We start from the raw sequence: 12,955 nt of genomic DNA on the forward strand, positions 1-12,955 counted from the left end.
TAGATTTAGCAATAAATCATAACTAAAAGGTTATTTATGCTGAACTTAAGAAAACTAAAATATTTTGTGACATTGGTTGAGAAAAAGAGTTTTACTAAAGCGGCAGAAACGCTTCGTATTGCTCAGCCAGCATTAAGCAAGCATATTAAAGAGTTAGAAGACTTTTTAGAGGTTGAACTTATCGTACGCAATAGTCGACCCATGGAATTGACAGATGCAGGTGATTTTTTCTATGGTAAAAGCAAAAGTTTATTAGCGGCGGCCACAGAAGCTGTGGTGATGACCAAAAAGATAGGTGGCATGGATAAGGATAAGGTTGTGACGATTGCCTTTGTCGCTTCCTCTTTATATACGGCTTTGCCAACAGTTTTTAAAACAGTTAAAGAAGAGCTACAAGATGTAGATATTCATTTGCAAGAAATGACGACGATGGCTCAAATTGCAGGCTTAAAAGCTGGAACGATAGATGTGGGCTTTGGGCGATTGCAATTACATGATGCTAGTGTGTCTAGTGAGGTATTGTTTGAAGAGGGTTTATATGTCGCTATTCCAAATCATATGACCGAGCTATTGGATAAGGAAGAGGGTATCCGTTTGGTAGATTTGGTTGAGGTACCCTTAATAGTATTTCCCGAGCATCCACGCCCTAGCTTTGCTGATATTGTTTTGCGAGTTTTTCAGTCGGTAGGATTAAAGCCGCAAAAAGTAATTCAAACAAGGGAGTTACAGTTAGCGTTAGGTTTAGTGGCAGCTGGAGAAGGGGTATGTATTGTGCCAGCCAGTTTTGAAAAACTTCAACGATCCGATATTACTTATCTACCGCTAACAGAGGCAGCCGCCAAAGTGCATGTGGTGATGAATACGCGAGCCTTTGATAAAAGTCCTATTGTGCAGCAAATCAAAGATATTGCTAAATCGGTTTATCGTGCTGAGGAATAGTATTTGTAGGCTGTTATCGCCTCATAAAGTCGCTTATAATGAGGCTATTCGATTACTTGATAAATATTCTTCTGATGAACGCTTTTATTTCTCAACTCTCCTTTATTTCTTCCATTACAGATATTGATCAACTGCAAAAATATACAAGTGATAGTAGTGGCTTTACATCAGCCTTACCTGCTATTGTGTTGCGTCCTGCTTCTACAGAGGAAGTGGCAGCTTGTATAAAAGCGTGTGTTGCACATCAAAAAAACTATACCATTCAGGGTGGCTTAACGGGATTGGCAGGCGGAGCATGTCCTGATGAGGGCGATGTCGTTATCTCGTTAGAACGAATGAATCAGATTGAAGAAATTGATACGGTAGGCGGGACAGCGATTGTTCAAGCAGGTGTTGTCTTAGAACAATTACAACAAGCCGTGTTAGAACAAGGCTGGTATTTTCCGCTTGATTTAGGGGCGCGTGGTTCTTGCCAGATAGGCGGTAATATTGCAACTAATGCGGGAGGGAATAAGGTCTTTCGTTATGGGACGACGAGGGAGTTGGTCCTAGGGTTAGAGGTGGTGTTACCTGATGGTACGGTACTTAATATGCTAAATCGAGTCATCAAAAATAATACTGGTTTAGATTTAAAACATCTCTTTATTGGAACCGAGGGGCGTTATGGTGTGATTACCCGTGCTTGTGTGCGCTTATTTCCAAAGCCTGCAGCTGTGTATAGTGCCTTAGCGGCGTTAAAGTCATTTGCTGACGTGACGGTATTATTGAAAGAAGCGAGAGCGAGTATGGCGGAGTTATCCAGCTTTGAGGTGATGTGGGATAATTATTTAAAAACTGCTGCCCAAGTGGCGAATAAAGCAATTCCGTTTGATGGGCAATACCCTATTTATGTGTTGTTAGAGGCAGAAGGTGCAGCGGAGGGACTAGATACCAAGTTGACGACTTTTTTAGAGCAGCAATTGGAGAGTGGTTTATTGCAAGATGTTATTATTCCGCAGAGTGAGGAACAAGCAAAAGGTCTTTGGCATATTCGTGATGCGAGTGGCGAAACCTTACGTATTATGAAACATTTTGTCGCCTTTGATATTGGTATTCCTTTAAAGCATATGCAAGAGTTTATTGAAAAAACGGAGCAAGCCTTACAAGCTAAATACCCCCATGCGATGAATTTATTTTTCGGTCATTTGGGTGATGGTAATCTGCATTTATTAACAGGGAAATTGACTGAGGAAGAGTTATTGCCTGTCGAGGATTTGGTGTATCAATTAACCGCATTGTATGGTGGTAGTATTACAGCAGAGCATGGTATTGGTCGTATTAAAAAGCCATTTTTACATTACAGCCGCAGTCCTGAGCAAATTAAATTAATGCAAAAAATCAGAGAGTTAATCAACTCAGATAATCTATTAAATAAAGCTCGAGTAGTAGAATAGTTTAAATTTAGAGGAACAAAATGCATAACACATTAACCCCAACCATCCAAGAAGAGTTCGAAAAAGCTTTTGGTACACAGTTCGTGACGAGCTTATCGGTGCGAGAGCATCATGCACGCGATGAGTCGGCTTATGATAAAACACTGCCTGATGCGGTGATTTTTGCGCGCTCAGTTGATGATGTGGTTAAGGCGGTAAAGTTATGCCATACACATAGTATTCCTGTGGTGGCGTTTGGTGCTGGTACTTCTATCGAAGGGCATATTCTTCCTATTCATGGGGGGATTACATTAGACCTAAGTGAAATGAATAAAGTCTTATCGGTGGATGATCAAGACTTTACTGTCACGGTAGAGCCGGGCGTTTTACGTCATCAACTCAACGATGAAATTCGCCATACAGGTTTGTATTTCCCAATTGATCCTGGTGCTAATGCCTCTATTGGGGGGATGGTGAGTACACGAGCGTCAGGGACGACTGCCGTCAAGTATGGAACGATGCGAGAGAATGTATTATCACTCAAAGTGGTCACAGCAAGTGGCGAATTAATTCGTACCAGTAGTCGAGCAGCAAAATCATCCGCAGGTTATGATTTGACGCGTTTATTTATTGGTAGTGAAGGTACATTAGGGATTGTGGTTGAAGTTACGCTGAAAGTTTATCCCGTTCCCGAAGAAATTATCGCTGCGGTATGTGCTTTCCCAAGTTTAGAAGACGCTGTTAATTGTACGGTAATGATTCGTCAAAGCGGTACGAATATTGGGCGTGTAGAATTTTTGGATGCTAATGCTATCAAAGCGGTTAATCAATATAGTCATTTAGGCTTAAAAGAATTACCGACCCTATTCTTTGAGTTTCATGGGTCTTCGACGGGAATCCAAGAGCAAATCAGTTTGATTAAAGAGCTGGCACAAGAGTGTGGAGGGGCTGATTTTGAGTGGGCAAACAAAACAGAAGAGCGCTCTCGTCTTTGGACGGCTCGGCATAATGCGTATTTTGCGAGTCTACAATTACGTCCTAATTCACGGAGTATCACAACCGATGTATGTGTACCTATCTCGGCTTTGGCTCGATGTGTGAGAGAAACAGCAGAGGATTTGAAAGCAATCCAGTTTCCTTGGACGATGTTAGGTCATGTAGGGGATGGTAACTTTCATGTCTTGATGATGATTGATCCGAATAATGATGAGGAACGTGCACAAGCAGAAGCATTAAATCATCGTTTGGTGCAACGAGCCATTGCAATGGATGGAACTTGTACTGGCGAGCATGGAATTGGCATTCATAAAATGGAATTTTTAAAAGAAGAATTGGGTCTGCCGGTTGTTGATATGATGCGACGAGTGAAGCATGCTTTAGACCCAAAAAATATTTTAAACCCCGGTAAAATTTTTTCTTGGGAATAGTTGTATAACCATTGCGTTATAAGTGAATCGGAAAAGGTTATGGTAAAAGTAGTGACATTATTGGCATATGGACAGCTTTTACAAGTGGTTCCTGAATTAGGTGCAGCGATTAGTCGTTATGCTGTTGAATGTGATAATGTCTGGTATGATTTTTTACGTCCAGCGACCTCTCAGGCGATAGCACAAGGGGATATTAGCGGAATGGCCAGTTTCCTCATGGCACCTTGGGCTGGGCGTATTCAGAATGGTCGTTTTGACTATCACGGCAAAACGATTCATTATCCTAGCCGTATCACTGGATTAGCCCATAGTATGCACGGCTTTACGCGCGATATGCCGTGGCAGATTGTTGAGCAGACGCAGGACTGTCTAGTATTGCGATTTGTACATCAAGCTACTGAGGAGTGGCCTTTTTCATTTGACATGGTGCAAACTTACCATTTGACTGAAGATGGGCTTTCTATTGATGTAGAAGTGCAAAATACAGGATTAGAGGTAATGCCCTTTAGCATGGGACATCATCCGTTCTTTCCGATTGATGGAGAAACTACGCTTTATGCCCATGTTCAGCAAGCTTGGTTTAGTGATGATGAATTAATGCCGACGCATTTAGACAATCATCCGTTAGTGCAACGACTAGCGATGGGGTATCCGGTGCAAGAAGGCTCTTGGGACACTATTTTTACGGGTTGGGATAAGTCTGCGACGATTGAGTGGTCCAATCGTCGATTGTCTTATACCGTTAGTACTCCGATGGATTTTTTTGTGCTTTATAACCCAACCGGCGAAACTTGGTTTTGTGCAGAACCTTTTGGCAATATCACCGATAGTTTTAATTTGCGTGAAAAATTTCCAAGGCAAAATATCGGTGGATTAGATATAGCTACAGGCAATAAGCTTAAAACTTATTTTTGTTTGAAGCCAGCTTTTTACTGATTTTTGCTACTTTTTTAACAGAAAATCCAGCCTGCTCGGTACTTTTACCGATAGTTTAGGGAATATTTTTTTAGTATGCTAGACGGTTGTAATCTGTTACAGATTTTTGATTAATTCCCGCTGTATAAGGAATAAAGAATGATGATTAAACACCAGCAAAACTTTTGGTCAGGTATTATGTTTGTGGTACTTGGCTTTTTCTTTGCTTATCATGCTACTAGCTATAACATGGGTACTGCTGCTCGCATGGGGGCAGGTTATTTTCCATTTTGGCTAGGGGTTTTATTAGCTATTTTAGGGGCTATTTTAACTTTGGGTGCCTTAAAAGGAGAGATAGAAGAAGAGCATAAAATAGCTAAGTTTGATTTTGATATTTTATTTTTAATCATTGGTTCTTTATTTGCCTTTGCATTAATGATGAATTATCTTGGCATTTTTGTTGCATTAGCCTTTTTAGTGCTAGTAAGTAGCTTAGCTAGCTATGAATTCAGCCTTAAAGTAGCTATTGGTAATGCTATCTTTTTGTTGGCATTTACCTTTTTTGCCTTTGTTAAGGGCTTAGGGCTAGTGTTCCCTTATTACCCTGTGGCTATTTCTGAGTGGCCTGTCTTTGCACTGATTTTAATCCCTGTGGCACTAATTATCGGTGTTGTTCTTATTGTGCGCCGTGTGAGAGGTTAATGATGGTAGATTTATTTTCTAACTTAGCACTAGGCTTGTCTGTTGCGATTACGCCTGAGAATCTTTTATATGCCTTGTTAGGCTGTTTGTTAGGTACATTGATTGGGGTATTACCCGGCATTGGTCCAGTACCGACCATTGCGATGTTATTGCCATTAACGTATGTGCTTCCTCCGGTTGCTGGTTTGATTATGCTAGCGGGTATTTATTATGGTGCACAGTATGGTGGATCAACGACAGCTATTTTGGTAGCCTTACCTGGAGAGACTTCCGCCGTCGTTACCGTGCTTGATGGACACCAGATGGCAAAACGAGGACGAGCAGGCGCGGCATTGGCATTGGCTGCTTTGGGTTCTTTCTTTGCAGGTTGTGTGGCTACCTTATTATTAGCAGGTTTTGCACCTCCTTTAGCTGAAATTGCCTTCAAGTTTGGTCCTGCTGAATACTTCTCTTTGATGGTATTAGGATTGATTGGTGCCGTCGTTCTTGCTTCTGGCTCATTGTTAAAAGCCGTATGTATGATTGTGCTTGGTTTACTACTCGGTATGATTGGTACGGATGTAAACTCGGGTGTGGCTCGTTTTGACTTTGGTATTCCTGAGTTACAAGACGGTATTGATTTTGCTGTAGTGGCGATGGGTGTCTTCGGTTTAGCAGAGATCATGAATAATCTTGCGCAACGGGAGCAGCGAGTTGATATTACCGATAAATTGGGTTCTTTATATCCAAATCGCCAAGAAATCAAAGAAGCAACACCAGCGATTATTCGTGGTACAGCCTTAGGTTCTGCTTTAGGTATCCTGCCTGGTGGTGGTGCGGTATTATCGGCCTTTGCTTCTTATACACTAGAAAAGAAACTATCGAATGAGCCACAGCGCTTTGGTAAAGGGCATCCAGCAGGTTTAGCTGGTCCAGAATCGGCCAATAACGCAGCAGCACAGACGTCGTTTATTCCTTTATTGACACTAGGTATTCCTGGTAATGCTGTCATGGCATTGATGGTTGGTGCGATGACTATCCATAATATTCAACCTGGCCCCCAGGTGATGTCCTCTCATCCAGAACTTTTCTGGGGGTTGATTGTGTCAATGTGGGTAGGTAACTTAATGTTAGTCATCTTAAACTTACCACTGGTGGGTTTATGGGTCAAACTCTTAAAAGTACCTTATCGTATCTTATTCCCTGCCATCCTTCTATTCTGCGCTATTGGCGTGTATTCACTTAACTATAACGTTTTTGATATCTATATGATGGGTATCTTTGGTGTGATTGGTTATATTTGGAGTAAGTTGAAGTGTGAGGGTGCACCGTTGCTATTGGGTCTTGTGTTAGGCCCTATGATGGAAGAAAACTTCCGTCGCGCATTGCTCTTCTCTCGCGGTGACTATACAACCTTTATTAGCCGTCCATTATCGATGGTGCTATTGTTGATGGCATTGCTCTTGGTGCTTATGGTAGTCTCACCGACTATCCGTAAAAAACGAGAGGAAACATTCGTTGAAGAAGACTAAAAATTAACAGTTTCCCCTGAAGTACATCTGAGTATTTCAGGGGTTTTAATTTGGGGGTTTTACTAACTGTTTTAAATCTAAAAAATAGGTCAAGATATAAAAAGAATATTTTAGATATAAATCAATCATGGAGACAGCATGAATAAAACAATTCAAAGAGGATATAAACGTATCCTTGGTAGCTTAGCATTAAGTCTTATCCCAATGACAATGAGTATGGCGAGCGATACTTACCCAGAAAAGCCCGTACGTATTGTCGTCGGATTTAGTGCAGGTGGCACAACAGATGTATTGGCGCGACTTGTTGGTAAAGAACTAAGTGAAACCTTAGGTCAAAGCTTTGTGGTAGAAAATAAGCCCGGTGCAGGAAGTAATATCGGTACTGAAGAAGTCAAGCGTGCTAAGGGTGACGGCTATACCTTATTGATGATGGCGATTACCTCAACAATTAATCAGTCTTTGTATAAAAACGTTAAGTTTGATATTAATAAAGATTTTGATCCTGTTGTGTTGGTCGCTAAGATTCCTAATGTGTTGATAGTTAATCCTAGTGCACCTTTTCATTCAGTAAGTGAGTTGGTGGATTATGCTAAAGCGAACCCAGAAAAAGTCATTTATGGTTCAAGTGGTTCCGGTTCTTCGATTCACCTAGCGGCGGAGTTGTTTAAACAGCAAGCTGGTATTGATATGCTGCATATCCCTTTTAATGGTAGTGCGCCAGCATTGACGGCTTTATTGGGTGGACAAACACATTTGAACTTTGAGAATATGCCAGCCGCTGCGCCGCATATTCGTTCGGGTAAGCTTAAGGCCTTTGCGGTGACGACAGCACAACGTTCTGATACTTTCCCTGATGTGCCAACGTTAAAAGAGTTAGGTTACCCAGAATACAATCTTAGTTCATGGTTTGGATTAGTTGCGCCAGCAGGTACGCCTAAAGAAATCAGGGAAAAGATTAATCAGGTTGTGCATAATATGCTTAAAAAACCAGATGTTCAAGAAAAATTAAAAGGCTTAGGCGTCGTTTTTGAGCCTAATACCCCAGAACAATTTGGTCAATTTATTTCATCAGAAATTAACCGCTGGTCAGATGTTGTCAAACAAGGCAATATCAGCGTTGATTAATACTGAGGAGCATGATAGATGAGTGAGATTGCTATACCGGCAGGATTTGAGAAACTAGATAGAGATAGTCCTTTTTCGGATTTATCCGGACCTTATTATGAAAAAAAGGAGAATGGTAAGCATATCGCGTTGGGGTTACGGGTAGGGCATCATCATTTAAATAAGATTCGCTTAACACATGGTGGCGTTTATATGACATTGGCAGATAATGCGTTTGGTGACGCCATCCTTAGCTATTTTGATATCCCTGTCACGAATGTCACTGTTAGTTTTTCTGGACAATTTCTTGCCTCTTCTAAAGAGGGAGATTGGTTAGAAGCTACTGTGCAGTTTAATAAAGTGGGAAAAAAGCTTTTGTTTGCCACTTGTCGTATCTTAAATGGAGATACATTGGTGTTTACAGCAGACGCGATATTTAGCGTCATGCCTAAAAAAGAATAGGAAGTACAATGATTAGAGATTTAGAGACACAGAATATTTTGGAAAGTACGATTGAGCGCTTTGTTCAAGAGGTGCTTGTTCCTGCTGAAAACATTGTCGCTGAAACGGATGAAATCCCAGCGGATATTATCCAACAAATGAAAGAGTTGGGACTTTTTGGTTTAACCATCCCAGAGGCTTACGGTGGTTTAGGCTTGACGATGGAGGAAGAGGTTAGATTAGGCTTTCTTTTAGGTCAAACATCCCCTGCATTCCGCTCTTATATTGGTACTAATAATGGTATTGGTAGTAGTGGTCTGGTGATTGATGGTACCGAAGAGCAAAAACAAAAATATTTACCTCAGTTAGCAGCGGGAGAGTTAATTGCATCTTTTGCATTAACAGAGCCAGACGCGGGTTCTGATGCTGGTTCTGTGAAAACTACCGCTGTTCTAGAGGGTGATTATTATGTGTTAAATGGTACCAAGCGCTTTATTACCAATGCCCCACATGCAGGTATTTTTACGGTGATGGCGCGTACCTCTAATGAACCGGGAGCGAAAGGTATTTCGGCGTTTGTGGTTGAAGCAAATACTCCCGGGGTGTCTATCGGAAAACGAGATGTTAAGATGGGACAAAAAGGCGCTCATACCGCTGATGTGATTTTTGAAAATTGTCGTGTACCCAAAGAACAGCTAATTGGACTAAAAGAAGGACAAGGCTTTAAAACAGCGATGAAAGTCTTAGATAAAGGTCGCTTACATATTGCCTCTATTGCGACCGGTGCAGCTAAACGTATGTTAAAGGATGCTTTAGCATACGCCAAAGATCGTAAACAATTTGGTCAGGCGATTGTCGATTTCCAATTGATTCAAGGTATGCTGGCTGATAGCAAGATGGAAATTTATGCCGCAGAGAGTATGATTTTGGATGCAGCTAGACGTCGTGATACAGGAGAGAATGTGTCTACATTGGCTTCGTGTGCAAAATATTTTGCGACAGAGATGTGCTGTCGTGTGGCGGATAGAGCAGTACAAATCTTTGGTGGTGCGGGCTATATTTCTGAATATGGTATTGAACGCTTTTATCGTGATGTACGTTTATTTAGATTATATGAGGGTACATCGCAGATTCAGCAGGTGATTATTGCTAAAGATTTGATTAAGAATGGGGTGTAGATTAGGATAGGGAAAAGAATAAAAAATCCTTTTAATACTCGAGATATAAAAACTCTTATCTCAAATGAATTTAATTTTATTATGTAATCTAGAGTAACCCAATAGGCTTAATCACAAAAACAGGAGGACCTCTTGTGCATAAGAGGTCCTTTTTCTAATGGTAAGTTAATTAATCAGCTTTAATCCCGGCTGTGTCAATGACCTTTTTCCAACGCTCTACCTCTTGAGCAGTATATTGTTTAAGTTCTTGAGGATTCATATATACTGCCTCAGCTCCTTGTTTAGCTGCTTTTTGTTTGTAATCCTCACTTTGCATAATGTCCTTAATGGTGGAGCTTAATTTTTCCAGAATAGGAGCAGGTAAATCTTTAGGCGCATACATGGCAAACCATGAAGAAATTATTAAATCAGGGTATCCTGCTTCAACTGTTGTTGATGTATTAGGCAATGAGGCTATCCGTTTATCATGAGTGACGGCTAAGGCCTTTAAAGCCCCTGCCTCAATGTGTGCTAATAAAGGAGGCGGTGTAGTAATGGTAAAGTCAATACTTCCAGCGAGTAAATCGGTTAGAGCTGGACCTGTACCTTTGTATGGTACATGCGTTGTTTTAATACCGGCTAATTGATTTAATTGTTCGGTGGCGACATGTTGGAGAGCACCGTTACCAGAAGAGGCATAGTTTAGAGCGTTAGGACTTTTTTTAGCCATTGCAATTAATTCTTCGAGCGAATTAACAGGTAAGTCTTTCTTCACCACAAGTACTTGAGGGGCAGAAAGTACATTCGCAACAGGTGTAAAGTCATGAACAGGATCCCAGTCTACTTTCTCAACGCTTGGCGTAATGACTTGGAAGCCTGAGTATTGAAGAAGTAAGGTATAGCCATCAGCAGGTGAGCGTAATAATTGTTGTGTAGCGATTTTACCGGCTGCGCCAGGCTTGTTCTCAACAACTACGGATTGGCCTAATGCTTTTCCTAATGGTTCAGCAATCATGCGGGCGGCAATATCTGTTGTACCACCAGGTGCGGCAGGTACAATTAGGCGAATGCTTTTATTGGGATAGTCACTTGCTATCGCTGATGATGAGAGGGCAATGCATAGTGTTGCTAAGAGAGGTTTCCAGAGTTTTTTCATGACAAATGTCTCCTATAAAATGAAATCTTGCTTATTGAACGGGAGCAGGATGTAAAGTTAATCGAGGCCCGGCTTTGATAATTTGGCTATCCGTAGGGTGTCCTATGAGAGTAGGAAGTTGGCGGCTAGTCGCCATAATCTTTTCCAAATGAATACCAGTCTCTAAATGCATCAGTTCTAACATATGTACTAAGTCTTCGGTGCTGGTGTTACCTGAGGCACCGGGAGCATAGGGACATCCTCCAATACCACCTAAGGAAGCATCAAAGTGGGTGATATTACTTTCTAAAGCAGCAAGTGTATTGGCTAATGCAAGTCCACGGGTATTATGAAAATGTGCAGTCCATTCGATACCTGTTATCGCTGTTTGAATCTCTTGAAAAAGAGCTTTAACTTGGCTGGGGTACGCCATGCCTGTCGTATCGCAAAGTGTAATTTTGGTCACACCAAGGTCTGCAAAGTACTTCGCTAAATTGATGACATCAAGAAAAGGAACATCGCCTTGCATTGGGCAGCCAAAGGCAGTAGAGAGTGAAAGATTAATTTGGCATTGTTGATTAACCGCTTGAATAATCGCCTTTAATTGTTCTTGTGATTGTTCTCGACTCATGCGCAAGTTACTTTGATTATGAGCTTCGCTACAAGACATGACTAAATTGATTTCATCAACTTGACAAGATAATGCTCGTTCAGCACCTCTTAGATTAGGTACTAAAGCAGAATAAATAACGTCAGGATGGCGATGGATATTATGCATCACATATTCCGCATCTTTAAGTGCAGGAATCGCCTTAGGCGATGTAAATGAGGTGACTTCAATTTTGTGGTAACCACATTGACTCAATTGATTAATGAAGGCAATTTTTTGTTCACTTTCAATAAAGACTTTTTCGTTTTGGAAACCATCTCTAGGTGAGACTTCAGAAATATAAATTCGCATAGTTTTACACCACTTCTATTTAAATAATGCCATTCTTTTGCCAATTAGCTAGAGTGTCTTTATCAATGCCTAATTGACTAAAGAATTCATCGTTATCTTGACCTAGCGTAGGTGCTTTATGGTCTACACGTCCTGGTGTTGCACTTAATTTTGGAACAATACCTGGTAGTGTAATAGGTGTACCGTCTTCCAATTCGCCTGGAATAAGCATTTCTCGAGCAAGAAAATGTGGGTCTTCAGCGATATCTTTTGCATCGTAAATTTTGCCTGCCGGGATTTTTGCTTCATGCAGTTGTTGCAATACGCTTTCCAAAGGTAGTTGTGCAGCCCATAATCCAATGACACTATCGATGTATTCTGCATGTTGTGCGCGACCATCATTTTGAGCAAAACGCGGGTCTTCTGCCATATCATCGCGACCTATTAATTGCATTAGACGTTTAAAGATACTGTCGCCATTGCCTGCGATGAGGGCATATTTATTATCGGCGCATAAATAGGCATTGCTTGGTGTGATTCCAGGTAGGCTACTACCTGCAGGTTGACGGATTTCATTAAAAAAGTCATATTCAGGAATGAGACTTTCCATCATATTAAAGACAGACTCATAGAGAGCAACATCGATAACTTGCCCTTCTCCGTCGGGTTTGTCACGTTCTCTTAATGCCAATAAAACACCGATAACGCCATGCAAAGCAGAAAGGGAGTCGCCAATGGATACGCCAACGCGGACTGGAGGACGACCTGGTTCTCCGCTTAAGTGACGTAATCCTCCCATGGCTTCACCGACTACCCCAAATCCAGGTCTATCTTTGTAAGGGCCAGTTTGTCCATAACCAGAAATACGTAGCATAACGAGTTTAGGGTTGATTTTTTTAAGTTCATCAAACCCGAGTCCCCATTTTTCTAAGGTACCGGGACGGAAGTTCTCCACGACAACGTCAATATCTTTAATGATTTGACGGATGAGGTCTTGACCTTCTTGGCTATGCAAGTTAAGTGTGACGGATTTTTTATTGCGAGATTGAGATGCCCACCACACAGAAGTGCCATTGTGTAGCTTACGCCACTTTCTTAATGGGTCGCCTGTAACAGGGGGTTCAATTTTAATTACTTCAGCTCCGAACTCCGCCAAGATTTTCGTTGAAAATGGACCTGCAATGAGTTGCCCAAGTTCTAGAACACGAATGCCATCAAGAGGACGACGATTAAAAAAAGACATACATTACCCTTACTATCATTGATAAATAT

The 12,955-nt window shown here is 41.3% G+C and carries 11 protein-coding genes and 1 pseudogene; 9 read left to right on the forward strand and 3 right to left on the reverse strand.

Annotated features, from left to right (window positions below):
• Positions 1-36 precede the first annotated feature (36 nt).
• From HKX39_RS00135 to HKX39_RS00175, 9 genes and pseudogenes are all read left to right on the forward strand, one after another.
• Positions 37-939 carry a LysR family transcriptional regulator gene (locus tag HKX39_RS00135; protein ID WP_171679295.1) on the forward strand — a complete coding sequence of 301 codons (903 nt, stop codon included), beginning with the start codon at positions 37-39 and terminating at the stop codon, positions 937-939.
• Positions 940-1,013: 74 nt separating this feature from the next.
• Positions 1,014-2,372 carry an FAD-binding oxidoreductase gene (locus HKX39_RS00140; protein ID WP_171679296.1) on the forward strand — a complete coding sequence of 453 codons (1,359 nt, stop codon included), beginning with the start codon at positions 1,014-1,016 and terminating at the stop codon, positions 2,370-2,372.
• A gap of 20 nt (positions 2,373-2,392) precedes the next feature.
• Positions 2,393-3,778: an FAD-binding oxidoreductase gene (locus HKX39_RS00145; protein ID WP_171679297.1), complete on the forward strand. Its 1,386-nt coding sequence runs from the start codon at positions 2,393-2,395 to the stop codon at positions 3,776-3,778.
• Positions 3,779-3,817: 39 nt separating this feature from the next.
• Positions 3,818-4,714, forward strand: a complete 897-nt coding sequence (locus HKX39_RS00150) for an aldose epimerase family protein (protein ID WP_171679298.1) — start codon at positions 3,818-3,820, stop codon at positions 4,712-4,714.
• A gap of 138 nt (positions 4,715-4,852) precedes the next feature.
• Positions 4,853-5,299: pseudogene (locus HKX39_RS00155) on the forward strand (tripartite tricarboxylate transporter TctB family protein); the annotation flags it as partial.
• Positions 5,300-5,397: 98 nt separating this feature from the next.
• Complete coding sequence (locus tag HKX39_RS00160; protein ID WP_171679865.1) at positions 5,398-6,906, forward strand: tripartite tricarboxylate transporter permease; 1,509 nt, start codon at positions 5,398-5,400, stop codon at positions 6,904-6,906.
• Between the two features lie 138 nt (positions 6,907-7,044).
• A complete protein-coding gene (locus HKX39_RS00165) occupies positions 7,045-8,031 on the forward strand; it encodes a Bug family tripartite tricarboxylate transporter substrate binding protein (RefSeq protein ID WP_171679300.1) in 987 nt (328 codons plus the stop codon).
• An 18-nt stretch (positions 8,032-8,049) separates the two neighbouring features.
• Positions 8,050-8,472: a PaaI family thioesterase gene (locus HKX39_RS00170; RefSeq protein ID WP_171679301.1), complete on the forward strand. Its 423-nt coding sequence runs from the start codon at positions 8,050-8,052 to the stop codon at positions 8,470-8,472.
• 8 nt (positions 8,473-8,480) lie between these two features.
• A complete protein-coding gene (locus HKX39_RS00175) occupies positions 8,481-9,629 on the forward strand; it encodes an acyl-CoA dehydrogenase family protein (protein ID WP_171679302.1) in 1,149 nt (382 codons plus the stop codon).
• A 169-nt stretch (positions 9,630-9,798) separates the two neighbouring features.
• On the opposite strand, the gene HKX39_RS00180 is transcribed toward HKX39_RS00175, so the two are convergent.
• The 3 genes from HKX39_RS00180 to HKX39_RS00190 are packed head-to-tail and all read right to left on the reverse strand — an operon-like array spanning position 9,799 to position 12,926.
• A complete protein-coding gene (locus HKX39_RS00180; RefSeq protein WP_171679303.1) occupies positions 9,799-10,764 on the reverse strand; it encodes a Bug family tripartite tricarboxylate transporter substrate binding protein in 966 nt (321 codons plus the stop codon).
• 31 nt (positions 10,765-10,795) lie between these two features.
• Complete coding sequence (locus tag HKX39_RS00185) at positions 10,796-11,704, reverse strand: hydroxymethylglutaryl-CoA lyase (RefSeq protein ID WP_171679304.1); 909 nt, start codon at positions 11,702-11,704, stop codon at positions 10,796-10,798.
• Between the two features lie 19 nt (positions 11,705-11,723).
• Entirely contained in the window at positions 11,724-12,926 is a 1,203-nt protein-coding gene (locus tag HKX39_RS00190) for a CaiB/BaiF CoA transferase family protein (RefSeq protein WP_171679305.1), read from the reverse strand.
• Positions 12,927-12,955: the final 29 nt, after the last annotated feature.

Source organism: Pelistega suis, assembly GCF_013133795.1.
Taxonomy (GTDB): domain Bacteria; phylum Pseudomonadota; class Gammaproteobacteria; order Burkholderiales; family Burkholderiaceae_B; genus Taylorella; species Taylorella suis.